Below are 25,556 nucleotides of genomic sequence, written 5' to 3' on the forward strand. Positions count from 1 at the left end.
CATTGTGTCAAGGTTAATAAAAAAGATAATTAGTTATTTTGACTGTCTTGAACTCTTTTTTTATATTTTTCTATTTTATAATCCAGCATCTCGATCCCCTCTTGAATTTGCTTCATTTCATTCAGCGCAATCTGCTTTTGCTTTTGTAATAAATCTAGCCGATGTTGATTTGTTGCATCACCTTCATGCCACCAAATAATATATTGCTTTAAATCTTCAATAGTCATTCCAGTTTTTTTCAAATGTAGAAAAAAATCGATCCATTCTTTATTACGGTCATCGTAAATGCGGATATTGTTTTGATCTCTTTTGACTGATATCAACCCTTCTTTTTCATAAAAACGCAAAGTATAAGGCGTCAGACCTGTTATTTGTGAGAACTCATGAATTTTGTAGACCATAGGAATGCTCCTCCTTCATTATCTTTTATGTCTATCTTACCATGTAGAGTCAACTCTAAGTCAAATGGACAGCTGATTTTTTAATAATCTTGACTTAGAGTGCACTTTAAGAGGTATGCTATTGTTGAGAGATACTTTTAAGGGGGAGAAAAATGAATCATTCTAGTATGAGAAAAATTTCAATTTTAGCGGTTTCTTTAGTTGTGGTATCAGGCGGCGCTATTGGTGCCAATATACCAGCTATGGCAAAGACCTTTCCAGAGATTCCGCTGTCTTTAGTAGAAATGTTGACGACAATTCCGGCATTATTTATTATTCCAGCGGTGTTATTAAGCACAAAAATCGCAAATCTTTGGGGCTATAAACGAACGGTTTTGATTGGGCTAGGTATAGTCTTTATTTCAGGGATCATTCCTGCTTTGATAACGAATTTTACAATTATTTTTATTTCCAGAGCTTGTTTTGGTTTTGGTGTGGGTTTATTTAATTCTTTGCTAATTGCTTTTATTAGCTATTTTTATCAAGGAAGTGAACGAGCAGCAACGATTGGTTTTCAGAGTGCTTTTGAGGGAATCGGTGGAATGAGCTTAACCTTTGCGGTTGGTCAATTATTAAAAATCAGCTGGCAAACTTCTTTTTGGGTATATTTGATTGTGTTGCCGATTTTTGTTCTATTTGCGTTATTTGTACCAGAGATTTCGCAACAAGATATCAGTCAAATGCATGGAGAGAAAAAAGCTATGTCTAAGCAGGTTGAAGGTGAGAAAGAGACCTTAGATTCCCTTTCTTTTGCTGGCTATATTGTTTTATTGATTGTTGTCGTGTGTGTCTATATGTCGATCACCGTCAAAGGGACCTTGCTGATGACAACTTTAGGGTATGGTAATGCGACAGACGGCAGTAATATTTTATCGTTGATTGGTGTCGGTGCGATGTCTGCTGGCTTCTTATTCGGACGTGTTTTTAAAGTGACAAAGCATTGGACGATGCCATTTGCCTTTTTATTGATGGGGCTGGCGATGGCGTTGATTGGTTTTTCTGATCGAGTGTTAGTTACGGGGATCGGCGCGATGATCTGCGGCTTTTCTTTTCGAACGTTTATTCCTTATCTATTCAATCAAGTGAATAATGGATCGGCACATCAAGCAGCACGTAGAACATCGTTGTTGTTAGTTGCCTTTAATTTTGGTTCCGCATTTTCTCCGTATGGGATTGCCATGATCGACTCTTTATCTGTATTTTCTTCCATTCGAGGAACGTTTTTTTCAGAAGCGATTTTGCTGCTTTTGTTAGCTGCAATTACTGGCGGAATAAGCTTTTTTGGGGAGAAAGCTAAGAGAAGTTCATTATACCGTTCTAGTTCGCTTAAAAAGTAAATATGTCTTAAGAGAAAAAACTACAACATAGCTAATTGAGCTTCGTTGTAGTTTTTTTGTTTACAATGGATTAAGAGGTTCTCGATGTTTATTAGGAATTGCTGTTATTGTAGTGAACAGGTATTTAGAGAGTGAAAAAGTACCCACGCTGATAATGAATAGATGGTACAATAATTATATATAATTGTAAACATTTAGAAGGAGAAGATGATGGAGAATGCTAAATCTGGCTCATTACAAAAGGCAGTAAACCATTTTTTGGAACAGCATCAGTGTATAGAAACATATAATCATTGTGTATCTGTTGGAGATTATGCGTATCAATTAGGTGAACATATTTTAAATGATCCAAGTAAAGCAAGAATTGCTGGTCTTTTACATGATGTCTCAGCGATTTATCCTGATAACCAAAGAATCAACGTAGCAAATAAGTTAGGAATTCAGTTATACAAAGAAGAGCTGGAATTTCCAATGATCATTCATCAAAAGCTTTCTAAGCAAATAGCAATCAGTGAGTTTAATATTTCTGATTCAGAAATACTCTCAGCAATAGAATGTCATACAACGTTGAGAGCAGGATACTCTGATTTGGATCTTGTTGTGTTTGTTGCGGATAAAATCAAATGGGATCAAGTAGGAGAACCGCCTTATCTTGAAGGATTGTTAAAGGCATTGGATCAATCGTTAGAACATGCTGCGTATTATTACATTGATTTTATACTGAATAATGGGATCAAGGTGATTCATCCGTGGTTATGGGATGCTTATTTGGAAATAGGTGATAAGATTTTTTAATATAAGTTGCTTAGAGGGTTTGCTCGCGTTTGCTGACAGCTTATAAACTCAAATTTTTAATGGATGTAATGAAGTTATTGCTCAAGATGATAAGAAACGAGATGAGAGGAATTATTCTGTTCAAAGTTTGCCTAAAATGGTTTTATTTTTCAAATTGCATACGAATTAGCTTTAAAGGCTTAGTTGATGTAATAAAAAGTCAAGTAGCACTAAAACAATCATCTTTGTGTCATGTAAAGATAATAATGTGAAGTCGTATATGGATGCTGTTGGTGAGATCCAATAACTGTATTGATGGGAGGCAACTGAATGCTAAAAAAAATGAAGACGATAAATCATGAAATGATCGAGTTGCTGGCACTTGCAACAGCAAAAAATAAAGTTGAAAAGGAACTAAATGATTATGTACAATCTTCTAATCGATGTTTGTATTTAGAGTGGCAAGACGATACGATTATTGGGTGTATAGGAATAAATACAGCAATTAAAGAAGAGATACTTATTACTCATTTGGCTGTTGGAGTAGCCTATCAGAGACATGGTGTTGGTAGTGCTATGATAGATTTTATCAAAAAAAAATATAAACCCGCTACAATTAGTGCAGAAACGGATCGTGATTCGGTTTGTTTTTATCAGAAGTATGGCTTCCAAGTGTACAGTTTGGGTGAGAAATATCCTAATGTGGAACGATTTCGATGTGTATTTAATACGAAGAAAGATTGTTAAAAAAGTTACAGGATTAATTAGTTCTAACAGTTGGTCAACCCTTTTCTATAGTAAGATGTTCAGTTTTATGGAGGAAAAAACATGAAAACAGTTGAAAATAACTACGAAACAGATAGTCAAAAAATCCTTTCCTATCAACAGGCAAATGGGGGAGAGTTTTGGGCAACAGCAGATGGTAATTTATTAAAAGGAGCACCTTTTACGACGATTGAAAGTCCTGTATATTTACTTGATTTAGGCATGTCCAAAGATGATTCAATAATGCTAAAATGTCAGGAAAAAATATTCAATACTTGGATGGAAGATGGGCGCTTTCGCTTAATACCGAAAGGAACGATTTATCCTTGTCAGACAGTACGAGCGTTAAATACTCTTTGTAAAATGGGCGCCACATCAGATGAGCGTTTGCAAAGGACATTTGACTATCTTATAGACACGCAAGAAGCAGACGGTGGCTGGAAGTGTCAGAAGTATAGCTTTGGACGCGGAGCAGAAACTAATTATTCTACGCCCATGACAACCTTGATTGCGTTGGATTGTTTTCGTCATCTTGATACAAAAGCATATGAGCAAAAGCTGAATAACGCTGTAGAATTTCTATTGCAGCATTGGGATATAAAAAGACCGATCGGACCATGTCATCATGGAATCGGAACTCTTTTTATGCAGGGTGAATACCCCTTTAGGAGCTATAATCTTTTTTATTACCTTTACGTGTTGTCTTTTTATTCATACGCACATAAAGATCTTCGATTTTTGAATGCATTGGAAGAATTGAAACAAAAGATTCAAGACGGGCAAGTAATTGTGGAAAGAGTCGTACCAAAACTAGCAAAATTAGACTTTTGTGAAAAAGGCAAAAAGAGTGCCCTAGCTACAAAACGTTATAACGAGCTTTTAAAGAATTTAGGAGTGGGATAGAGGAACGTGCTTTGGGTTCAAAAAACGGGGAAGTAAAGTAGTTCATCCTCGAAAATAATCTGTAAACAATGAAAAAAGATAGGAGATCTAGTTTTATGAAAAAAATTGATCAAGTGATTCTGTGGAGTGGGGGAATCATTCTAGTTACTTTTCTACTTACTCAGAGGCTTTTAGAATCAAAAAGTATTAGTTTTAGAGGAAATTATTATACACTTTTCATTTCTCTAACCGTCTTACCAATACTCATTTCTCTCTTTTGGTTAATTCCAAGGCTCATCAAAAAATATACAGATAGAAAAATTTTGTCTATTATGATACGAGCTGTGTTTGGCTTTTTCATTATTTCATTTTCTGGAGTCATGGTATACGAATTTACAACGTTGAGTGAAGACGTTGTAGTTATTGACGGGGTTAGCTATGTATCAAATGTACGGTCTCAAAATATAAAATACAATATCGATGGCGTTTATTATGAGATTATTAATGATTACTTTGTTAAGGAGCCATTTGCGTTCACACAAAAAATAGAAAAAAAGTAGTTTTCTATTATGGCTATTAAAAAATCACTCTTCAAAATATAAATAGACTATCTAAAAAAATAAACGAAGAAAATTTTTTTAGAATGTTCAATTCGGGCTTAACTATTATAGAATTAGAAGGCGTATCTAACAGTCAAAAGGCAGAACAAATCCTAGCTAAGACACAAATTTTTGGCGGTATAGGATCGTGGAATGATAGTCCACGTTATTCTGCATACAAACTAGGCGTTGGAGGGGAGTTTGATGTTAGTACAACAGACTTCTTTAATCAACAAGTTATTCTTAAAAAGAAATTAAGTAGTGACAAAAAATCAAAATTAAAGGAGAAAAAAGATGAATAAAAATAATAGTGATTCTATAGCAATAGGTATTTGTTTGGGCGTGGCATTTGGATTGATTTTTGATAATATAAGTTTAGGACTTGCAATAGGTGTGGGAATAGGAGCTTTAGGAATTTTTGATAGTAAGAAGAAAAAGGATAAAGAATGACCAACAATCGCATAATTTTACGTGGGAAAATCAAACATGAAGAATAGCCTATCAAGGTTTCTTAAATAATAAATAGTAGAGGCGTTAAATGTTGAAAAATAAATAGTGTAGTTGTTGAAGCAAGCTCATTTCGAAGTGACGCGGGAAGAATTGTTAAAACAGCTTATATGTATTCAGCGTTTCCCAAAAGATTTTCCGATTGTATGGTTATTTTAGGTAGATAGTTTAGTTTAAGGAGAAAATTTGATGATTTCATTTTATTTTATTATTAAGAGGCTGTTAAAAGATTTTTTTAAATTGATCGACGATGACGAGTTCAGAGCCTTATTTATTTTAACATTGTTAACACTTTTATCTGGTTCAATATTTTATAGCTGGTCAGAATCGATTTCTCTGTTCGATGCATTTTATTTAAGCTTTATCACATTAACAACGATTGGTTATGGCGATATCTATCCTGTAAGTACTGTTGGGAAAATATTTACGATCCTATATGTAATCGTTGGTTTAGGAATTATTTCATTATTTATTTCAAAATTAGCCTCTGCGGAGAAAGCAAGAAAGATCAGTAAAAAGAAAAAGGATCAGTAAAATGTGTGAATGTACTACAATAAAAAACGGCTCACTTATCTCTAGACAGTAAAAAATGGTTGGTTTTTTTTAAAAGGATTAATTAGAGATAAGTAAGCCGATGAAATCAGCAGGGTCTGCAAGTCCTGCTGATTTTTTCAGTAAGCACACAGCTTCCGCCAGCGACATGCCTACTATTACTGCTATTCAAAAATCATTCGTTGCTTCTTGTCAAAAAATCAGAGTAAAACTAGGAAAATATTTATTTGCATGTTTATCTTTACTTTTTCATTTTATTCGTATTATACATTGACTGGAGCACACCTTTTTTTGATTAAATGACAGGCGCATGGTGAACAATTGATTTTTGAATAGCAGCTCGCACACATCAGGGGATGGAGTTGGAAAAAGTTGGGAAAAGGAGAACCTGATGTGTACTATTTATAAAAAGAGCGAAAATAAACGGTATTAGTCACCAACCAATACCGTGCAAAAGTTCAATAAATGACCATTCTTTTAGCTAAAATCAAAAACATGTAAAAAAACACTAGTATTTCTTACAAATTTTAGGTAAAATGAATAAGTCAATGCATTGACTAAGGGCAACTTGTATTGTCAGTTGTGGCTGACGTTACGAGGCTCTGTAGAAGGATCGCTGTCCTTTTGCAGAGTGCCTTTTTATTTTGTTTTCGCTCTAATTATCTGAATCATTTACAAAACACAAAAAAATGGTATTAGTCATCAACCAATACCATGAAGCGCTCAGCAAATAAAGTTTAACTAAATTCACAGAATAGGCAAAAAAAGCTGGTGTTCTTTTCTTACTTTTAGTACAATGAATGTAGTCAATAAATTTATTGACGGTGGCAACTTGTATTATTAGTTGTGGCTGATAATACAGGGCTCTGCTGGATGATTCGCTGTCCTCCAGCAGGGCGCCTTTTTTTATTTTGTTTTGTAATGTTATCTTAACTTAAAGAATAGAGCAGAGTCAATGCACTTTTTCAAATAGTAAAAAATATGATTTTAGAGTAAAAAAGTACTTTGCCTTGCTACGACTGGGCTCAGCCCATTTTTGAGTCATTTTTTAGCTCGATAAAATTGTTGTCCATTCAGATTTGTACACGTGAGCAATTTGATCATAACCAAGATAATCTAACATTTCTAGTGTTTTTTTACAAATTTGCTTGCCTTCTCTGTCCGCTCCTTCCATAATCAAAAGAATCCCTCGGAAAAAACGTTCAATAATCCTATAAAGACCACTGTTCAGATCAGTATTCAAGTTTTTTAGCTTGTCTAATAACTCATGGGCTATCGGAAATTCTTTTTCCTTTAAACAAAGTTCGGCAAAATTAATCAGTAAAATCTGCAAGATTTCTTTACCACGGTCATACGAATGGTATTTCTGGAGTAACTTGTAAACATTTTTTATAAAAATCATTCTCTGATCATGTGTAAAATAGTCTAATGTATTTGTAAAAACAAGCAACTCAAAAAGAGTCCATGATTCTCGGTTTAACAAAAATTGAACAACTATATCCATTTGTTCTGGAGGAATTGTTGTATAGTCAATTTTATTGGAACGAAGAAAATGATTGACGATTTGAATGCGGCCTTCAACTAATGCCAAGAATAATTCTTTTTTATCTGAAGCGGCTTGATTCACGATTTCCTTTTTTAGTGCAATCAAAGCGTTAAGGTCATTTTCATTGGAGGCTTTTGCTAATAAACTCCAAAAAGAAGTTGTTTCTGGTATGGTGTATTGATTATAAATAAATAAAAATTCATCTGCAGTGACGGCTAATGCTTCCAATACTTGTTCTAGTAATTCCAAAGATAGATCGTGGTGCCCTTTTTCAAATTCGATTGCATATGATTTGGAAATGAGACTGCTGTATAATTCTTTTTGAGAAATCCCTTTAGCCAAACGAATCTTACGTACAATCAATCCATATTCTTTCATTGGTATCTGTCCTTTCAGATGAAAATGATGAGGTTATTCATCGGTAAAACAATTGTATCAGATTTATTTTGGAAGTCCTAAATGTAAGACTTTTTTCTATATTCGTTCTTTTTTTGTTTATGATAATTCAGTGCTTCAAGAAAGGATCGAAATGAAGATGAAAAAAAACAGTTTAATTATAGCGTTAGCCATCTGCCTGTTCGGTATATGGACAACAACTGCAGATGCAGAGATGATCACAGTAACTCCAACGCATATAATCAAGGATCAAAAGGATTATTACTTAGATGGGAATATTTGGTATGGGGATCATGGTGCAGTCGATACCAACGAGTTATTTTCTACAGAGGATACATCGTCAGAAACCGCATCATCAGAAGTTGAAACATCAACCACTGAAACAGCTAGTCTTGAGTCAGCGAGTATACCTGAAACGACTATTTCTCAACCAACGATTGTTAAAAGTAGGACTGGGTCATCTTCTTCGACAGATACAACTGATACAACAGTAAATACATCAGAAAGTACAACAGAAAATAGAGTAGAAAGCACCAGTGTAGAACAGCTGTCTAAAATAGACACTACTCAGACTACATCTGAACAATCTACTTCCTCTTCAACGAGTGAAGCAGCAAAAGAAGTAGCAAGTCATCAAAAAGCTGAGGAGCCAACGACAACTAGTTCAACAGAAGTTGTTCAAGAATCAACTCATAAAACAGCCAACCCATCAAAAGACACTCGTCAAACACCTACGTTACCAATAACAGGTGAAAAGGTACAAATGAAGCTGATCTATTGGGGCATAGTCTTAATTTGCATAGTGTCATTAATACTAGTTGGAAAATTACGAAAAACAAATAAGTAGATTAAATAAAAAAAGCCGAGACAAAGGTATGTAGCTCTAAGAACCTAGCCAATCAATTCTTAGCGTCTTTGACACTTAGAGTTTGAGATGCTTTGACATAGTGCAGCGAGTACTGCGCTATGTCAAAGCATCACTCGCTGTGTTTCACAGCAAGTTTGGTTTACTTCTATGGAATTCCTTTTGTCGCGCCTTTTATTCAGATTTAGAGCCCGGAACAAAATGGATTTTTTGTTCCAGAGGCTTTATTTCTTTATTTTATCTTTGGGGAAGATAAGTTGTATTGCTCTATATGAATCATAATCGATAAATGTAGATATTTCCACTTCAAAAAGTTCTTAAGGTTCTTACTTTTTTGACGGTGATCAGAATAAAATTATTCGCGCCAAAACTTTGTGTAATCGATTTTTTCTTGAATATTATATGTGATGATTTGTTGTAATAAGGAGTAATCAATTTCTTGTTCCCAGGTTATTTTGAAAATGTTGTCAGTATGTTGATATCCCGCTTTTTCAATAGCTTCTTTAAAAGTTGAGATAGTTACGGTTTCAGGTGCAACAGAAAGATGCTTTTTTGACACACTGAAACCAATAATGAAGGTGCCGTGATCAGTATACATAGGCTGATTCCATTTGATGACTGTCTCTAGCTGGGGAAAATGTTCATTGATCCAGGTAAACAATTCCTCGATGCGTTGGCGTTGGCTCTCATCCTCGATTTTTTTACTAAATTCACTCAGGTTTGTCATTATGACCCCTCATTTCATATAAGTAGGATTGTTGAATTAAATTCATTATAATATGAATAGGAGATTAGTAGAAGACATTTGATCATAGAAAAATGGAGGAATCAACGTGCAAAAATACATAGCTTTATTGCGTGGTGTGAATGTTGGTGGGAAAAATCGTGTTGTAATGAAAGAATTGAAGACTTGCTTTGAAGATTATGGCTTTGTACAAGTAAAAACGTATTTGAATAGTGGCAATGTGATTTTTTCGAGTGATGAATTAGACACAATGGTACTTGAAAAAGTGTGCAAAACGTTGATTGAAGATTTGACAGGATTGACGATTGCAGTAACGATTGTATCAGGTAAAGCTTTGTTGAAAGCGATAGAACATGCACCAAGCTGGTGGAACTTAGACAAAGAATCAAAACATAATGCACTCTTTATCATTGCGCCGACGACACCAGAAGAAGTGATGGTATCTGTCGGTGAAGCTAAGCCGGAGTTTGAACAAGTGAGCCAGCATGAACGAATCATTTTCTGGTCAGCTCCTCTTAAGACGTTTTCTAGAACTCGTTGGTCAAAAATTGTAGGGTCAACTTATTATGACCGAATTACGATCAGAAACGCGAATACTGTGATGAAATTGGTTGAGATTGTAAAAAAAGAAAAATAACTACTTGTCTTGGAGGTGACTCCAAGGTTTATACTTCATTTTGTTGAGCGATCGACAAAGCATAAACAGAAGGGAAGTATAAATAGAATGAATAAAAAGGTTTGGTTTATCACAGGAGGATCTAAAGGTTTAGGATTAACGTTGACGAAAGCACTACTCAAAAAGGGTCAGCAGGTCGTCACAACGAGTCGAAATAAAGAATCATTGATTGAAAAAGTTGGCCCTGAAAATGAATTATTTTTGCCGCTAAATGTTTCCTTAACGGATGAAAAAGATATTGCGAGGGCGATTGATCTAGCACTCAAAAAATTTGGCAGAATCGATGTTTTAGTAAATAATGCAGGTTATATGATTGCCGGCGCTGTAGAGGATTTAACGGATGAAGAAGTAAGGGCTTGTTTTGATATCAATGTATTTGGTACACTTAATATGTTACGAGCTGTGACACCAATCATGAGAGAACAGCACTCAGGTTATGTCATCAACACATCGTCTATTTCAGGGTTGTACGCAGGCGCTTTTGAAGCGACCTATGCTGGAACTAAGTTTGCGATCAATGGGATCACACAAGCGTTTGCAGACGAGGTCAAGCCGTTTGGTATCCATGTCATCAATGCAGCACCTGGCTACTTACGAACTGAGTTTTTATCAGAGACGTCTTACAGCATGTCTCAAACGGTGGGAGCAGCATATCAAGAAGCAGTAAAAGAACGCCTAGGTTTTGTTAAGGCAATGGATGGGAATCAAGCAGGTGATCCTAAAAAGGTAGCGGAATTATATATGAAACTCGTTACGATGGAGGAACCGCCGTTAGAATTAATGATCGGCAGCGATGGCTATGATATGGCTATGTTGATGTCCAACCAAAAGATTGCAATGACTGAAAAATACAAAGAACTCTCAAAGTCAGTGGATTATAAAAAGAAGGAGAGTTAGCATGACCATTAAAGAAATGACAAAACTTACTGGGCTCTCTGCTGATACACTACGCTATTATGAAAGAATCGGTCTGATTCCAGCGATTCCTCGAACAGAACATGGTGTTCGAACGTATGATTTGATTCATGTAGAATGGATCGAAGCTGTGTTGAAGTTGAGAGCATCTGGTATGACTTTAGAAATGATCATCGAGTATGTTCGTCTGGCAACAATTGGAGACGCTACGATTGAAGCAAGAAAAAATTTGTTGGAAGAAGAACAAGAGCGTTTGTCTGATAAAATCGCTGAATTACAAGAACGACAAAAAACAATCAACTTAAAAATTGCTGATTACTATGATGATTTATTGCCTAAAACAATAATGATGATTAATAAGATGAATGCTGAACAAGACGACTAAAGAATAAGCTTTAAAGAATAGATTGACTGCCATTTTATTGTATAATGGTGTTCAGTCTATTTTTTATTATTCAAGAGAAAGAGGAAGTACTTAATGAAGAAGAATCTCAAAATTTTGCTTGGTATTGTGGTTGTTGCCGTAGCAGCTATTTTAGCTTATGTGGGTTATGTTTATTTTAGTTATTCAAGAATCAAGGATCAGGTTTCGCTTGAAGTCGTTCAGCAGGCCAAAAAAGAAATGATTACAACAAATAAAGAATATAAGATAACTACGTTTAATATCGGTTATGGTTCATATACGCCAGATTATACGTTTTTTATGGATGGCGGGAAGCAGTCAAAGGCAGTTAGTAAGGAAAGTGTCGTCAAAAATATTTCTGGTGTAATCGATACGACGAAAAAGCTGGCCCCTGATTTTGCATTATTTCAAGAAGTCGATGAAAAGGCAACACGTAGCCGTGGTGTAAACGAAGTGAAACAAATCAATCAAAGCTTTTCAAACTATACAAGTGCCTTTGCAGTGAATTATGATTCAGCATTTTTAATGTATCCTGTATTAGATCCAATCGGAAAGTCAACATCAGGTATTTTGACATTGAGTAATACTGCTATTGAAGCAAGTACGCGTTATAGTTTACCGATCGAGACAAATTTTAATAAATTTTTCGATTTAGACCGTGCCTTTACAGTTTCGCAAATTCCTGTTGAAAATGGTAAATATTTGATGCTGTATAATGTTCATTTATCTGCCTACATCAAGGATCAAAAAATCCAGAAGGAACAGGTGCATAAACTGTTTGATCATATGGAACAAGAATATAAAAAAGGCAATTACGTTGTCTGCGGGGGTGATTTTAATCATGATTTGCTGCCCTCTTCGACAGAAACCTTCCAAAATGATACAACAGAAGAGTATACATGGCTTCAACCATTTCCAAAAGCTGAGCTGCCTAAAAATTTAAACGTAGCTGAGTTGAGTGCAACGACAGAGCCTATCCCCTCTGTTCGAAATTTAGACAAGCCATATGAAAAAGGCACGTCATTTGTTGCATTGATCGACGGATTCATTGTATCTGATAATGTAAAGAATCTTGATGGAAAAGTAATCGATAAGGCATTCAAAAATTCAGATCATAATCCAGTTGAAATGACATTTAAACTAAAATAAAGAAGAGTTTTTAGGATAGGTATTTAAAGAAAGCAGAAAAATGAAGTGACCTCCAAAATTGTATGTGAAAACGACAATTTTTGGAGGTCATTTTTATAAGATTTATGAAGGAGAAGTTACATGAAGGCTAGTAAAAGAATACTTTAACCTCCCTATTAGTACACAATACCTACAGTTGGAAGACAGCTAACATCATTATTTATCGTATTTGTTCAGCTTGAATTCTTCGATCAATGCAATCAGTTTTTCAGCATAATCTGGATCAGTCGCATAGCCGCCATTTTGCAAAGCGATAGCTGCTTCTCGATAGTTTTTACTCGTTTTGATTCCATCATATGTTCCGCCTTTTAAAAATTCCATATGATCAGCCATTGATTCTTGAATCGTTTCATACTTCTTAAACGAATCATCGATCGTGATTCGCTCACCGTCAATAAATTCGTCTGTAGGCATAATGCTGGATTGCTCATTAAATGCACCTTTGATGCCGAATAGATTATTTGCTTCAACTGCTAATTCACTGCGTCCCCAATCTGATTCTAAAATGGCTTGAGCAATCGTGATACTAGCAAATAAATGGGTTTGTTTTTGTAATAATTTGGCTTCAGATGCTATTTCATCAATAAAAATCTGCTGATAAGCAGTCGCTTCATCTTGGATTGGTTGTTCTTCTTTATTAAAAATAAGAAAAATACTAGCAAATGAAAGAAGTAGAATCAATAATAAAGGGAAAATATTTTGCTTTTTTAGGATTCCTTGATTCATCTAATAACCTCTTTTCTTCAGTAATTAAATCTATTATAGTGGTTCAATGTTACAAAAGTGTGCCAAATAAGTGAATATTTATTTGGCTTTCTTAATAAATAATTCAGTTTGATTAAGAAAATGTGCAATTTAACCAGTTGAAAATGCCAATCTGCTTTTTTATTAAGCAGATGTAGTAGTGAGTTATCAAAACAAACCTCTTTACAAACGAAGAAAAATCCTTTATGATAGCTCTTGTAAATACCCCCTAGGGTATAAAGGAGGAGCATATGTTTTCATTTCTAAAAGGAAATTCTATTAGTACTGCAGAGCTTCAACAAAAGCTGGATTCAAAACCAGTAATCCTTGATGTTCGTGAAAAAAATGAATTTGCAGCTGGGCATATCCCAATCGCTAAAAATATTCCATTAGGTAAAATCACGTCTTATCAAGCAAAAGAAAATCAACCTGTCTATGTGATTTGCCAATCTGGAATGAGAAGCCGGCAAGCAGTAAAAAAATTAAAAGCCAAAGGCATCGATGCAATCAACGTCAAAGGCGGTATGAGCGCTTGGCGTGGGTCGGTTAGAGGAGGAAAATTATAATGCGAGTAGTAATCGTTGGTGGTGTAGCAGGCGGAATGTCAGCCGCCACAAGATTAAGAAGACTATCGGAAGAAATCGAGATTATTGTGCTAGAAAAAGGTCCCTACGTTTCATTTGCAAACTGCGGCTTGCCTTATTATGTATCTGGGGAAATCAGTGAACGTTCAGAATTGATTTTACAAACACCAGAGCAGCTGAAAAAACGATTCAATATCGATGTTTATTCAGAAACAGAAGCGGTTAAAATCGATCGCAAAAATAAAACAGTATTGACCAATACAAACGGTAAAGAAGAATTGATCCGTTATGATAAGTTGATTCTTTCACCAGGTGCGCAACCATTGATACCACCGATCGAAGGATTAGTCGAAGCAACAAATGTTTATACCTTAAGAAATGTTCCTGATGTTGATAAGATCGTAGCAACTGTTAAAAATGAACAGCCCAAACGAGCAGTTGTGATTGGTGCTGGCTTCATCGGTCTAGAAATGGCAGAAAATTTGAGCCATCTAGGCATCGACGTGACGATTGTAGAAGCAGCGCCACAAATTCTTCCGCCTTTGGATGAAGAAATGGCTGCCTTTGTTGAAAAGGAATTAAAAGCGAAAGGAATCACCGTCTATACAGGAGCGGCAGCTACGGCCTTCAAAGAAGCAGGAAGCAAAATCGAATTAAGCTCTGGTGAAACAATTACAAGTGATTTCACTATTCTGTCGATTGGAGTTAAACCATCTAGTGATTTAGCGATAGCAGCTGATTTGAAAACAGGATTACGTGGCGGAATCAGCGTAGATGAAAACTATCAAACGAATGATCCAGATATTTACGCAGTTGGTGATGCTATTGTTGTGAAACAACAAATCACAGAAGAAGATGCCTTGATTTCACTGGCTTCACCAGCTAATCGCCAAGGACGCCAAGTAGCGGATGTGATTGCAGGAGTGACGAGAAAAAATCGAGGAAGTATTGGCACAGCAATTGTTCGTGTCTTTGATCTTGCTGCAGCAAGTACGGGCTTGAGTGAACGTCAATTACGTAATAGTAATTTAGAATATAAGGCAGTTCATACAACCTCAAAAAGCCATGCGGGGTATTTTCCAGGCAGTCATCCGATCGTGATGAAGATGCTCTTTCACCCTGTTTCTGGTAAAATCTATGGAGCACAAGCAATTGGGCAAGACGGCGTAGACAAGCGAATCGATATTATCGCGACTGCTATTAAAGCCGGCATGACTGTTATGGATCTGCCAGAGTTGGAATTTACTTATGCACCGCCATTTGGATCAGCAAAAGATCCAGTGAATATGATTGGTTATGCAGCTGCTAACATTGTTGAAGGTTTTTCCGACAATATTCAATACTATGACTTAAAAGAAGCGGTAGACAAAGGGGCCTTTTTACTAGATGTCAGAAACCCGGGAGAACTGAAAAATAACGGTTCATTACCTCAAGCTAAAAATATTCCATTGGACGAGCTAAGAGATCGTTTAACTGAACTTCCAACTGACAAGGAAATCATTGTTAGTTGCCAAAGCGGACAACGAAGCTATTTAGCAGAACGTATTTTGAAAAACAACGGCTTTAGTGTTAAAAATTTAGATGGTGCTTTTCATATATATAGTACAATTTACCCTCAGGAGGTTATTAAATAATGTATAAATCAATGATGATCGATGAATTTGAACAATTAGAAAAAAGAAACGAACTAGCAATAATAGATGTGCGCGAGGTAGATGAATATGTTTCAGGACATATCCAAGGAGCAAAAAATTTACCCCTAAGTACCTTAAAAGAAACGCCGCTTTCTCTGGATAAAGATCAGCCTTATTACGTTATCTGCCACTCTGGTGGACGTTCACAAATGGCGAGTGAATATTTTGCCTCACTTGGGTATGACGTAACGAACGTAATGGGCGGGATGTCTGCTTGGAGAGGAGCCGTTGTAGATGGCTTGTGATCCTAAATTAGCAAACCGCTTGAAACGTTCCGAAGGACAAATTCGCGGAATTCTAAAAATGATGGATGAAGGAAAAGATTGCCGAGAAGTAGTGACGCAACTAACCGCTGTTCGTTCAAGTATCGATAAGGTTATAGGACTTGTTGTGACTGAAAATCTGAAACAGTGTATGGAAGACGAAAACATTGATCTGAGTAGTGAAGATTTAGCGAAAGCGTTGGAAATGATTGTAAAAACAAGATAAGTTAAAAAATCGGAGACCAGCAAAAAGCTGATTTCCGATTTTTTAATTTATAGTGATTGGGACTTTATTTTTGATGAGCCACCCAGATTTTTCCAAATCACTTAAAGATACAGAAACCCTAGATTGAGAGGTACGACAGAATTTTGATAAAATTTCCTGTGTGATAAATCGAGGAAGTTCTAAGTGTTCTGCCTCCGTTATAATGCCGATATGATCGCTTAAATAAACTAAGGCATCTTTGATCCGTTCCGTAGTTGGTAAGTGAAGGAAGTTAAAGTAGCCGTAATGACGTTGGAAGATATCCGCAAAATTAGTCAGCAATAACTCGTAATATTTAGGCTCTTCATTTAATAACTGAAATAGCATTTGCTTGGATACAGAAAAAATCATTGCCTGATCACTAATCACTCGAATCCCATGTTCTTTTTGTTTAAAGGTAGAAAAACTATCTAAACCAAAGAAGTCATTTTGAAAAATAAAAGAAGAAATATAGCATTTGCCTTCATTGAGAATTTCAACAGAAATAACACCGTCAACAACATAATAAAGAGTAGCAGCTTTTTCATATTCATCAATGATCAGGCTGTTTTTTTCATATATTTTCTCGGTCCAGTTACTAAGAGAATGTTTTTTTAAGTAGTCAATCAAGGCATTATTATTTTTATATAATTCGATGTTTTTGTCCTCCTTTAATATGATGTACATTGTAATTTTCTAAGTACAAAAATTATAACATAAGCCAAATGATTTTTTTGAGCTTAAGTCTATAAAAAACAACAGGCTACAATTTATATCGTTGGTATAAATTGTTTTTTTAGTTTCCTCTAAAATAAGCTTTATCGGCTGAGTGTGTGACGTAAGCAGTACAGTGAGAAACTAGAAAAGGGAGGATGCATGTGAATTATGACGAGAACAGACCCATCTATCAACAAATTATCGAACAAGTCGAACATTGGATTGCCAGTGACCATTGGCAGCAAAATGAGAAAGTCCCATCTGTTAGACAGATAGCCGAAGAGTTAGAAGTAAATCCAACAACGATCCAAAGGGCCTATAGTGCTTTAGAACAAGATGGAATTTTGCTTAGTCAGAGAGGAATTGGTAAGTACGTGACAGATAACACCGAAAAAATTAAAGATTTACGCTTGCGATTGATTGAAACGCATTTGGAAGCATTTATCACGAAATTACGAAAACTTGATTTAACTCAAAACGAAAGAGAGCATATCATTGAACGGATTGTGAGGAGTGCTAATGAATAAACTACAAATAATAAATGTTGGCAAACATTATCGCAAAAGCGTTTTTCAAGAGCTATCTTTTAATCTAAAAGAAGGTCAAATTTTAGGTATTTTAGGAAAAAATGGCACAGGAAAAACAACATTGTTGGACTGCATCTCAGGACAAAAGCAAGTAAACACTGGATTGATAAGCTATAATGAGCAGCCGCAAAGCAGTTTGGTGTTCAAAGAAAATATTGCGTACGTTGCTACAAAAAACTATTTTGAAGAAAACGAAACAGTACGACAAATTCTACTGGAATATACTATTTTATTTCCAGGATTTCAGTTGGACAAAGCAATTGAGCAATTAGATCAGTGGCATATTTCCTTAAAACAAAAATGGCAGGAGCTTTCTGAAGGCTCTAAAGTAAAAGTCAAAATAGCTTGTGAATATGCAAAAGCTACATCCATTTTTCTATTAGATGAGCCCTTCGCTTACTTGGATTATTCCTCTCGCATTCAGGTGAAAAAGATGTTGAGAAAAGCTAGTGGTGAAAACAAGATGATTTTAGTCTCTACGAATTTTATTGAAGAAATGGATACCTTGTTTACAGATGTGTTATTTATGAATCCTTTTAGATATTGTGAAGTAATCAATCTGGAAGATTTACGAGAAAAAAGAGCAATGTCCTTGAAAGAAATCTATGAGGAGGAAGCGGATGATACATTTATTTAATTTTTATCATGAAAAAAGTAAGAAGTTCTTTTTAAGCAGTTTACTCTTGATTTTAACTAGCTATTTTGCCAAATACGTTTTTCAAGTCATGATGCCTGAATCTCAATGGGAACGTTGGCCAATTATATTTTCATTTATCGCAGCTGTTGTTCTGTCTTGGCGCATTAATCAGCTAGATGTTCAGTCGAATCATCAAACATTAGCAAGTACAGCGACTCAGTCGACCCTTGGGAAAATCATGGCAAGATATGTACTTTCTTATGTTCAAGTAGTCGTGATTGGTGCGATTAATCTAGTGTTTAATTTTACGATAGTTTCGTTAAGTTTGATTCAGCTACTTTTTATCGCACTAGAATTAGCAGTTTATCTTGCTGGTATGGTTAGTTACTTGATTTTGCTTAGAGGCGTAGTTGCTAAACTATGGCTACCAAACGTCTCAAAAAACGTCATTGTTGCGATTGGTTGGCTCCTGATTCTTTTAATGAATGATGCAACACGTTCTTATTTTCCCAAAAGCATCAATGTAGTTTTAACAGCCAGCCAAGGTGATTTTTATCCTAGCACGTTTATTTTAAATGCTTGTTTATCTGCAGCAATCGTGTTCGTCTATCTTTGGCTGGAGAAAAATCAACTAAACAATAACTGATAGAGGAAAAGCGGACTTGATAATATTATGAAGGGGAATTTCTTTACGAAGCTCAAAACCTAAAATCAGAAAATAGAGATATAAAAAAGGCTATATTCAGAAGCAGAATTAGACCTAACCACAGCATTACATTACGAATAAAAATGAAAGTAGGAAAATAAAATGAAAAAAATATGGAAGAATAAACTTTTTAGATATGGATTGATTGGACTTGTTTTAATCGCCCTAGGTGCAGCTGGCTTTTTAGGCTATTACCGGATATCAAGAGCCCAAGGAGTAATCTCAAGTTATGAAATAAATGAGGAATTAAAAGATAAGCCGAATGCATACAAAGCAGTGATCTATTCTCAAGATCGTGCCTTTAAAAACGAGGTAATCAATGAAGTTAAAAGTAATCTAGCCGATGAGAATATTTACTTAAAGGTGGAACCTGTTGAAGAAATTGGAGAAAACAATCTCGAAGAGTGGGATAAAGTAATTATTTTATCTACTGTTCAATCAAGCGATCCTCCTAAACCGGCGTTAGATTATATCAATAAGCATAAAGACGAAGAAAAAATAAGTATTTATTTAACAGCAGATTCAGGCGTATGGTCAAAAGATCCTGGACATCTTGATGTAACAACTGCCGCTTCTAAATCAGAAAATGTTACTGTGTTTAGTAGAAAAATCAAAGCGTTTTTATTGAATTAAACATTTTTATCGATTGAAGTACATTTGAAGAAATAATTGACTGTTCGCTTGAAAAAAGAACGTATGTTTGCTATCCTTTAATTTATAAGGAGTGATAAGTATGGGAACATCATTTAACGTAACGAAATGGGATGAGCAGCCTATTGATCCGGAAAAATCAGATTTTCCGATCAATCAAGTGCATGCACAATATCAACTTGAAGGTGAGTTAGAAGGCATTGCTTGGGTAGAATATTTATTATATTACATTGAAAGTAACCAAGAAGATGGACATCTTGCTACAGCTAGAGTGAGTGGCTTTCTTCATTTCGAAGGGCGCTATAAAGGAAAAACAGGAACCTTTACAGCTGCCGAAAAAGGAATATTCGATAAAGGTGCGCTTGATTCACCCGGCATGATCATTAAAGGTACAGGAGAATTGAAGGCATTATCTGGCTCTTATCAATATGATTTTGTTGGTAAGGAAAGTAAACTGCTTTTAGATTTTAAGGATTATGAATAATCTTTCCAGACTTTTCTTTATCATGCATTATCTTAGTCTTCATAATAAAGCGAAGGCGACATTTTTGGCGGAGCAGCTAGAAGTTTCAACACGAACGATTTATCGAGATGTTGACACACTTTCTGCTCTGGGGTTTCCTATATATGCTAAAAGTGGGAGAGATGGCGGGATTCACTTGTTGGATACGCATCGTTTCCCAGCTACCTTTGTTGATGACAACGAGCAGGATCAGATTATTTTAGGCTTACAGAATCTATCTGCTGCTAATTTAAATAATGTTACCCCGTTAGTCAATAAGCTATCCTCCTTATTTAGAAAAGAAGTCGAGCCTTGGATCGATATTGACTTTTCAGCTTGGGGCCAAGAAGATGAAGCTCGAGCGATCGAATTGATCACTAAAGCTAAAAACCAAAATAAATGCATTCTTTTTTCATATAGAAATGCGAAAGGTGAAAGAATTTCACGCGAAGTGATGCCGAATAAATTGATCTTTAAGCAAAATGCCTGGTATCTTGCGGGCTATTGTTGTCTGAGGAAAAAAGCACGTTTATTCAAAGTAAGAAGGATGACCGATTTGCTGATTTCTGAACAGGAGATTGATGATACACGTTTGGATAAAGAGTATCATTTTGAATTTGCAACAACATGTGTAGAATTCAAGGTGAAAAATGATTTGGTTCACCGTATCAAAGAAGAATTATCGGAGATTGAAATAGAACCATACGAAGAATATACTATAGTTCGAACACAGCAACCAAAAGGAGCCTGGCTGATTTCATACTTACTTTCTTTTGGAGGAGCTATTGAGGTGCTGAGTCCTGTTGAAGTAAAAGAAAAAATCAAAGAAGAAATTAAACAGATCTATCAGATTTATTATTGAACTTTCTCTTGTAATGCGGATTATTGATTGAGATAATAGCATGGATGTAGAAAGAGGGATGATATGAAACAGATATGGATTGAACGGCTGCTTCGTTGGCATCAAAACGTTCAAAGAGCGCTAATTGGTAGATACGCGCGAATGGATCAGCTGAACCGTATGTTAGCAATCGTTAGCCTATTTTTAATAGTGATAAACATATTTTTGCCAAATTCTATCATATTTTGGTTGGCAGTTGCTATATGGCTTTGGTCAAATTACCGTTTTTTCTCGAAGAAAATATATGTGAGATTAAATGAAAATACACGCTATGTCGGGAAACAGCAGCAGATCATAAAGTACATGAAACTAAAAAAAGCAATGATCACAAATCTTCGCACCCATCGTTATTTTAAGTGCCCAACATGTAAGCAGTCATTAAGAGCACCAAGAGGGCGAGGAAAAATCAAGGTAACGTGTTCAGCGTGTAAAAATCACTTTTACAAAGTTGTTTAAAAAATATAAGAATAGCTGCACAACAAGATTGGAAGTCAATATACACTGTTGATCTTCCAGTCTTGTTTTTCACTTTAAAGACGAACAATGCTTCTTTTTTTACAGAATTTGTTCTGTTTTTTTGATACTAAGTGAATGGGCTATGTTATAATAAAAAAAATGATTGAGGGGGAAAATATATGCGGGCAGTATTAACAGTTATTGGAAAAGATAAAGTAGGGATTATCGCTGGTGTTAGTCAGACATTAGCTGAGTTAAACATCAATATTCTCGATGTGTCACAAACAATCATGGATAGTTATTTTACAATGATGATGGTTTTGGAACTTTCTAAAGAACAAGCTAATTTTGAAGAGATTCGTGCGACGTTAAATGATCTAGGTGAAAAATTAGGTGTTACGATCAGTATTCAGAATGAAGAAATTTTTAACGTGATGCACAAGCTATAATAAATCATGGTAATTGATGCTAAACCAGTTCATTCAGCTTCTCAAATTATCTAGCTATGCGAGCTAGTCTCTCGTGAAAAAGATAAACCATAAATGAGGCCAAAGGCAGCTCAGTTATGTTTTTCTATTTTCCTGACGATACTCAGCGAGCTTGCTTCACTTTAAAATTAGGAGGAAATCATTTGGAAACAAATCAAATTTTAGAAACGATTCGTATGATCGAAGAAGAAAATTTAGATATTAGAACGATCACGATGGGAATTTCATTACTAGATTGTATTGACAGTGACAGCGATCGTGCGTGTCAAAAAATTTATGATAAAATCACTCGTTTAGCAAAAAATCTTGTTAAAGTTGGAGAAGAAATTGAATCTGAGTACGGGATTCCAATCATCAATAAGCGGATATCAGTCACTCCGATCGGAATTATTGCAGCTGCTAGTTCAGACACAGATTATGTGAAATATGCTAAGACATTGGACAAAGCCGCACAGGCAGTAGGAGTCAATTTTATTGGCGGTTTTAGTGCGTTAGTTGAAAAAGGGTATCAACATGGCGATGATATTCTGATCAATTCCATTCCTCAAGCGTTAGCTGAAACACAGTTTGTTTGCTCATCTGTTAATATTGGCTCTACTCGTGCAGGAATCAATATGGATGCGGTTCGACATATGGGGTATGTGATCAAAGAAACTGCTGAAAAATCAGACATGGGCTGTGCTAAGCTAGTGGTGTTTGCCAATGCAGTTGAGGATAATCCATTTATGGCTGGTGCCTTTCATGGAGTCGGTGAAGCTGATTGTGTGATCAATGTGGGAGTGAGTGGTCCTGGTGTTGTGAAACGTGCATTGGAAAAAGTCAAAGGTGAACCTTTCGATGTGGTAGCCGAGGTAGTCAAACAAACAGCATTTAAAATTACTAGAATGGGTCAGTTGGTTGGAAAAATTGCTTCGGAACGTTTGAATATACCATTCGGTATTGTTGATTTGTCTCTAGCGCCAACGCCTGCTGTTGGTGATAGCGTTGCTTATATTTTAGAAGAGATGGGTCTGGAAAGTGTCGGTACCCATGGAACAACAGCAGCCTTAGCTTTATTGAACGATGCTGTGAAAAAAGGCGGCGTTATGGCTTGTAACCACGTTGGGGGCTTGTCAGGTGCGTTTATCCCTGTTTCCGAAGATGCGGGTATGATCGATGCAGTCAATAATGGTGCCTTAAATTTGGAGAAGTTAGAAGCTATGACAGCCATTTGTTCAGTGGGACTGGATATGATTGCTATTCCAGGCGAAACATCTGCTGAAACCATCGCTGCAATGATTGCTGACGAAGCGGCAATTGGCGTGATCAACCATAAAACAACAGCGGTTAGGATCATTCCTGCTAAGGGCACTAGCGTTGGCGATATGGTAGAATTTGGTGGCTTATTAGGAAGAGCGCCAGTCATGAAAGTAAACGATTATGCATCTACTGATTTTATTCTTCGCGGTGGTCGAATTCCAGCACCGATTCATTCGTTTAAAAATTAATGGAAAAAGTGTTCAGACTATTTTTAAGAAAAAGAAGTATGTTATAATGATTTTTAGCAGATCAATTATTTTTCAAAAGAAATAGTGACGACTGTCAAACCCAGCATAAAGGAGAGTATACAACGTGGAAATAAAACGCCAGCAAGAAGTCGTAGAGGCTTTTCATTACAATATGCGTACGCAAGATATGGAAGAGGTAGAAACAGATCTTAGAGTAGGCTTTTCACCAATCGAATCAACAGATGAAGACTACCCAAAAGAAAACACGATCATCGCAGCTCGTTTAGAGTTTCGTTTGGTCTTTGAGGAATATGTGTTGTCTGGATCTGTTAGCCAAATCAACCATATCATCAATCACAAGATTGAAAAACAAGAAGATATTAGTCAAGAAGAAGTAGATGAATTAGTGGGTCCGTTATTCAATATTGTACAGCGTATGGCTTATGAAATTACTGAAATTGCTTTAGACAAACCAGGAATTCAGTTAAACTTTCAATCAACTCCAGAAGCACAATAACAATTAAAGAGTTTGTGATAGTCTGAAACTATCACAAACTCTTTTTTTTATCATTGAAAAAACAAATAAGTATCTTTTTTACGTCAAAATCAGTTAAAATGAAGGTATCACTAAAAATATAGAGATTTATTTTTAGGGCGGATCATTGAAGAATGATTCCCGGGAACCTTTACTTCCTTTGATGGACTTGTCATTTCAATTGCGTTATCTGGTTTCACGGACTAGTCACTACTTTATATTTTCAGCTCGACGATCGTAAGAATGTAAGTTTTACAGATTGAGGGTGCCGAAAAATTGAGAAAAATGAAGTGTGGAACACCACCACAAACAATTTTTATTCTTTTCAGTAGAGACTATATGGGACCTGTTACGCGTTAAAATTTAGGAGGGAAAAAAATGACAACACTCATCACTGTTTTAGTGGTTCTAGCCTTTGTCGCTGTGTTATACGTCTTTTACCGGATGCAGAAAAAACACATGAAGTTTTCAACACGTGTCTTTGCTGCATTAGGCGTGGGTATTGTGTTAGGTGCAATTATTCAATTCGCATTTGGTACGCAAGATAAAGTCACGACACAAGCAATGGACTGGATCGGCATTGTAGGTAATGGATATGTAGCATTTTTACAAATGCTTGTAATCCCCTTAGTATTTGTTTCTATCGTAGGAGCATTTACTAAAATGAAAGAATCCAAACAATTAGGAAAGATCAGCTTCAATGTGCTGGCAACCTTGCTAGGAACAACAGCAGTTGCTGCATTGATCGGAATTGGTACAACATTATTGTTTGGACTTCAAGGCGCACAATTTACAGAAGGAACGGCAGAAACGGCACGAATTGCAGAACTTGCAACTCGACAGGAAACCGTTGAAAACCTATCGATTCCTCAACAAATTTTAGCCTTTATTCCTAGAAACGTTTTTGCAGATTTTGCAGGTACTCGGCCAACAAGTACGATCGGTGTCGTAATCTTTGCGGCATTTGTCGGTATTGCCTACTTAGGTGTGAAACGAAAAGCACCAAAAGAAGGAGAGTTTTTTGCAAATCTGATCGACAGTTTGTACAAAATCACGATGCGTATCGTCACACTTGTTTTACGTTTGACCCCATATGGAGTCTTAGCGTTAATGACAAATGTTGTGGCTACAAGTGATTTTGAAGCGATTTTAAACTTAGGAAAATTTGTCTTAGCTTCGTATACCGCGTTGATTATTGTGATGCTGGTTCACTTATTGATTTTAGTTGCAGTGAGAGTAAATCCTGTGAATTATTTGAAAAAATCGTTCCCAGTTTTAAGTTTTGCTTTTACTTCAAGATCAAGTGCTGGAGCATTACCTTTAAATATTGAAACACAAACAAAAGCCCTAGGTGTCGATGACGCTACAGCGAACTTTGCTGCTAGTTTTGGCTTATCTATCGGTCAAAATGGCTGTGCGGGTGTCTATCCGGCAATGTTGGCGACAATTGTTGCACCGACAGTAGGGATCGATGTATTTAGCTTAGAGTTTATTTTAATGCTTGTTGCGATCGTTACAATTAGCTCATTTGGTGTAGCTGGCGTTGGTGGTGGAGCAACATTTGCTTCATTGATCGTATTAGGTGCGATGAACTTACCGGTTGCAATCGTTGGATTGGTTATTTCTGTAGAACCATTGATCGACATGGCTAGAACTGCTGTAAACGTAAGTGACAGTATGGTCGCAGGAATCGTCACAAGTTCTAGAATCAATGAATTAGATCGTGACGTATTAAATGATAGCAATCTTGTTATTGAAGAAAATGTTTAA

Annotated in this window: 33 protein-coding genes; 28 read left to right on the top strand and 5 right to left on the bottom strand. The window is 35.9% G+C overall.

Features of this window, described 5'->3' with window-relative positions:
* Positions 1-29: 29 nt before the first annotated feature.
* On the bottom strand, positions 30-401 hold the full coding sequence (locus tag BCR25_RS11135; protein WP_069663676.1) for a MerR family transcriptional regulator: 372 nt from the start codon (positions 399-401) through the stop codon (positions 30-32).
* A gap of 152 nt (positions 402-553) precedes the next feature.
* Here BCR25_RS11135 and BCR25_RS11140 point away from each other — a divergent pair, with 152 nt between their 5' ends.
* The 8 genes from BCR25_RS11140 (at position 554) to BCR25_RS11170 (ending at position 5,838) form a co-directional block, all read left to right on the top strand.
* A complete protein-coding gene (locus BCR25_RS11140) occupies positions 554-1,777 on the top strand; it encodes an MFS transporter (protein ID WP_069663677.1) in 1,224 nt (407 codons plus the stop codon).
* Positions 1,778-1,987: 210 nt separating this feature from the next.
* A complete protein-coding gene (gene yqeK / locus BCR25_RS11145) occupies positions 1,988-2,572 on the top strand; it encodes a bis(5'-nucleosyl)-tetraphosphatase (symmetrical) YqeK (RefSeq protein WP_083242657.1) in 585 nt (194 codons plus the stop codon).
* 309 nt (positions 2,573-2,881) lie between these two features.
* Positions 2,882-3,298 (top strand): GNAT family N-acetyltransferase, encoded by a 417-nt coding sequence (locus tag BCR25_RS11150; protein ID WP_083242658.1) that lies wholly within the window; start codon positions 2,882-2,884, stop codon positions 3,296-3,298.
* 81 nt (positions 3,299-3,379) lie between these two features.
* The gene (locus BCR25_RS11155; protein WP_069663679.1) at positions 3,380-4,219 is read left to right on the top strand and encodes a prenyltransferase; all 840 of its coding nucleotides are present in this window, start codon (positions 3,380-3,382) and stop codon (positions 4,217-4,219) included.
* Between the two features lie 95 nt (positions 4,220-4,314).
* On the top strand, positions 4,315-4,758 hold the full coding sequence (locus BCR25_RS11160) for a hypothetical protein (RefSeq protein WP_069663680.1): 444 nt from the start codon (positions 4,315-4,317) through the stop codon (positions 4,756-4,758).
* 83 nt (positions 4,759-4,841) lie between these two features.
* Positions 4,842-5,099, top strand: coding sequence for a hypothetical protein (locus BCR25_RS11165; RefSeq protein WP_069663681.1), 258 nt, complete (start codon positions 4,842-4,844; stop codon positions 5,097-5,099).
* Complete coding sequence (locus BCR25_RS20390) at positions 5,092-5,247, top strand: glycine zipper domain-containing protein (RefSeq protein WP_169819012.1); 156 nt, start codon at positions 5,092-5,094, stop codon at positions 5,245-5,247. Before BCR25_RS11165 ends, BCR25_RS20390 begins: the two co-directional genes overlap by 8 nt.
* Before the next feature lie 246 nt (positions 5,248-5,493).
* Positions 5,494-5,838, top strand: a complete 345-nt coding sequence (locus BCR25_RS11170; RefSeq protein WP_069663682.1) for a potassium channel family protein — start codon at positions 5,494-5,496, stop codon at positions 5,836-5,838.
* A gap of 1,066 nt (positions 5,839-6,904) precedes the next feature.
* Here BCR25_RS11170 and BCR25_RS11175 read toward each other — a convergent pair.
* The gene (locus tag BCR25_RS11175) at positions 6,905-7,780 is read right to left on the bottom strand and encodes a helix-turn-helix domain-containing protein (RefSeq protein ID WP_069663683.1); all 876 of its coding nucleotides are present in this window, start codon (positions 7,778-7,780) and stop codon (positions 6,905-6,907) included.
* 151 nt (positions 7,781-7,931) lie between these two features.
* Here BCR25_RS11175 and BCR25_RS11180 point away from each other — a divergent pair, with 151 nt between their 5' ends.
* Positions 7,932-8,645, top strand: a complete 714-nt coding sequence (locus tag BCR25_RS11180) for a hypothetical protein (RefSeq protein ID WP_071879531.1) — start codon at positions 7,932-7,934, stop codon at positions 8,643-8,645.
* A 373-nt stretch (positions 8,646-9,018) separates the two neighbouring features.
* On the opposite strand, the gene BCR25_RS11185 is transcribed toward BCR25_RS11180, so the two are convergent.
* Entirely contained in the window at positions 9,019-9,390 is a 372-nt protein-coding gene (locus tag BCR25_RS11185) for an iron chaperone (protein ID WP_069663685.1), read from the bottom strand.
* 106 nt (positions 9,391-9,496) lie between these two features.
* Here BCR25_RS11185 and BCR25_RS11190 point away from each other — a divergent pair, with 106 nt between their 5' ends.
* The 4 genes from BCR25_RS11190 (at position 9,497) to BCR25_RS11205 (ending at position 12,551) form a co-directional block, all read left to right on the top strand.
* Positions 9,497-10,045, top strand: a complete 549-nt coding sequence (locus BCR25_RS11190; protein WP_069663686.1) for a DUF1697 domain-containing protein — start codon at positions 9,497-9,499, stop codon at positions 10,043-10,045.
* A gap of 87 nt (positions 10,046-10,132) precedes the next feature.
* Complete coding sequence (locus tag BCR25_RS11195; protein WP_069663687.1) at positions 10,133-10,981, top strand: SDR family oxidoreductase; 849 nt, start codon at positions 10,133-10,135, stop codon at positions 10,979-10,981.
* A gap of 1 nt (position 10,982) precedes the next feature.
* Positions 10,983-11,384, top strand: a complete 402-nt coding sequence (locus tag BCR25_RS11200) for a MerR family transcriptional regulator (protein ID WP_069663688.1) — start codon at positions 10,983-10,985, stop codon at positions 11,382-11,384.
* A gap of 93 nt (positions 11,385-11,477) precedes the next feature.
* Positions 11,478-12,551, top strand: coding sequence for an endonuclease/exonuclease/phosphatase family protein (locus tag BCR25_RS11205; RefSeq protein ID WP_069663689.1), 1,074 nt, complete (start codon positions 11,478-11,480; stop codon positions 12,549-12,551).
* A gap of 195 nt (positions 12,552-12,746) precedes the next feature.
* On the opposite strand, the gene BCR25_RS11210 is transcribed toward BCR25_RS11205, so the two are convergent.
* Positions 12,747-13,316 (bottom strand): glycoside hydrolase family 73 protein, encoded by a 570-nt coding sequence (locus tag BCR25_RS11210; RefSeq protein WP_069663690.1) that lies wholly within the window; start codon positions 13,314-13,316, stop codon positions 12,747-12,749.
* A gap of 269 nt (positions 13,317-13,585) precedes the next feature.
* Between BCR25_RS11210 and BCR25_RS11215 the strand changes: the two genes are divergently transcribed.
* The 4 genes from BCR25_RS11215 to BCR25_RS11230 are packed head-to-tail and all read left to right on the top strand — an operon-like array spanning position 13,586 to position 16,101.
* Positions 13,586-13,900: a rhodanese-like domain-containing protein gene (locus BCR25_RS11215; protein WP_069663691.1), complete on the top strand. Its 315-nt coding sequence runs from the start codon at positions 13,586-13,588 to the stop codon at positions 13,898-13,900.
* Positions 13,900-15,552, top strand: coding sequence for an FAD-dependent oxidoreductase (locus BCR25_RS11220; protein WP_069663692.1), 1,653 nt, complete (start codon positions 13,900-13,902; stop codon positions 15,550-15,552). The genes BCR25_RS11215 and BCR25_RS11220 overlap by 1 nt, the downstream gene beginning before the upstream one ends.
* Complete coding sequence (locus BCR25_RS11225) at positions 15,552-15,857, top strand: rhodanese-like domain-containing protein (RefSeq protein WP_069663693.1); 306 nt, start codon at positions 15,552-15,554, stop codon at positions 15,855-15,857. The genes BCR25_RS11220 and BCR25_RS11225 overlap by 1 nt, the downstream gene beginning before the upstream one ends.
* Positions 15,847-16,101, top strand: a complete 255-nt coding sequence (locus BCR25_RS11230; RefSeq protein WP_069663694.1) for a metal-sensitive transcriptional regulator — start codon at positions 15,847-15,849, stop codon at positions 16,099-16,101. Before BCR25_RS11225 ends, BCR25_RS11230 begins: the two co-directional genes overlap by 11 nt.
* Before the next feature lie 42 nt (positions 16,102-16,143).
* On the opposite strand, the gene BCR25_RS11235 is transcribed toward BCR25_RS11230, so the two are convergent.
* Positions 16,144-16,806: a Crp/Fnr family transcriptional regulator gene (locus tag BCR25_RS11235; protein ID WP_245792142.1), complete on the bottom strand. Its 663-nt coding sequence runs from the start codon at positions 16,804-16,806 to the stop codon at positions 16,144-16,146.
* Between the two features lie 185 nt (positions 16,807-16,991).
* Between BCR25_RS11235 and BCR25_RS11240 the strand changes: the two genes are divergently transcribed.
* The 11 genes from BCR25_RS11240 to BCR25_RS11290 all read left to right on the top strand — a co-directional run bounded on the left by BCR25_RS11240 (position 16,992) and on the right by BCR25_RS11290 (position 25,556).
* Positions 16,992-17,363, top strand: coding sequence for a GntR family transcriptional regulator (locus BCR25_RS11240; RefSeq protein ID WP_083242659.1), 372 nt, complete (start codon positions 16,992-16,994; stop codon positions 17,361-17,363).
* Positions 17,356-18,060 carry an ATP-binding cassette domain-containing protein gene (locus tag BCR25_RS11245; protein WP_069663696.1) on the top strand — a complete coding sequence of 235 codons (705 nt, stop codon included), beginning with the start codon at positions 17,356-17,358 and terminating at the stop codon, positions 18,058-18,060. Before BCR25_RS11240 ends, BCR25_RS11245 begins: the two co-directional genes overlap by 8 nt.
* On the top strand, positions 18,044-18,706 hold the full coding sequence (locus BCR25_RS11250; protein WP_069663697.1) for a hypothetical protein: 663 nt from the start codon (positions 18,044-18,046) through the stop codon (positions 18,704-18,706). Before BCR25_RS11245 ends, BCR25_RS11250 begins: the two co-directional genes overlap by 17 nt.
* Before the next feature lie 162 nt (positions 18,707-18,868).
* Positions 18,869-19,399 (top strand): hypothetical protein, encoded by a 531-nt coding sequence (locus BCR25_RS11255; protein ID WP_083242660.1) that lies wholly within the window; start codon positions 18,869-18,871, stop codon positions 19,397-19,399.
* Positions 19,400-19,499: 100 nt separating this feature from the next.
* Positions 19,500-19,901, top strand: a complete 402-nt coding sequence (locus tag BCR25_RS11260; RefSeq protein ID WP_069663698.1) for a DUF3224 domain-containing protein — start codon at positions 19,500-19,502, stop codon at positions 19,899-19,901.
* Positions 19,894-20,781, top strand: a complete 888-nt coding sequence (locus BCR25_RS11265) for a helix-turn-helix transcriptional regulator (protein ID WP_069663699.1) — start codon at positions 19,894-19,896, stop codon at positions 20,779-20,781. The genes BCR25_RS11260 and BCR25_RS11265 overlap by 8 nt, the downstream gene beginning before the upstream one ends.
* 63 nt (positions 20,782-20,844) lie before the next feature.
* Positions 20,845-21,276: a hypothetical protein gene (locus BCR25_RS11270; RefSeq protein WP_069663700.1), complete on the top strand. Its 432-nt coding sequence runs from the start codon at positions 20,845-20,847 to the stop codon at positions 21,274-21,276.
* A 179-nt stretch (positions 21,277-21,455) separates the two neighbouring features.
* Entirely contained in the window at positions 21,456-21,725 is a 270-nt protein-coding gene (locus BCR25_RS11275) for an ACT domain-containing protein (RefSeq protein WP_069663701.1), read from the top strand.
* 182 nt (positions 21,726-21,907) lie between these two features.
* Positions 21,908-23,251: a PFL family protein gene (locus BCR25_RS11280; protein ID WP_069663702.1), complete on the top strand. Its 1,344-nt coding sequence runs from the start codon at positions 21,908-21,910 to the stop codon at positions 23,249-23,251.
* Positions 23,252-23,375: 124 nt separating this feature from the next.
* Positions 23,376-23,768, top strand: coding sequence for a DUF1149 family protein (locus BCR25_RS11285; protein WP_069663703.1), 393 nt, complete (start codon positions 23,376-23,378; stop codon positions 23,766-23,768).
* Between the two features lie 396 nt (positions 23,769-24,164).
* A complete protein-coding gene (locus tag BCR25_RS11290; RefSeq protein WP_069663704.1) occupies positions 24,165-25,556 on the top strand; it encodes an L-cystine transporter in 1,392 nt (463 codons plus the stop codon).

It is taken from the genome of Enterococcus termitis, assembly GCF_001730305.1.
Classification (GTDB): domain Bacteria; phylum Bacillota; class Bacilli; order Lactobacillales; family Enterococcaceae; genus Enterococcus_L; species Enterococcus_L termitis.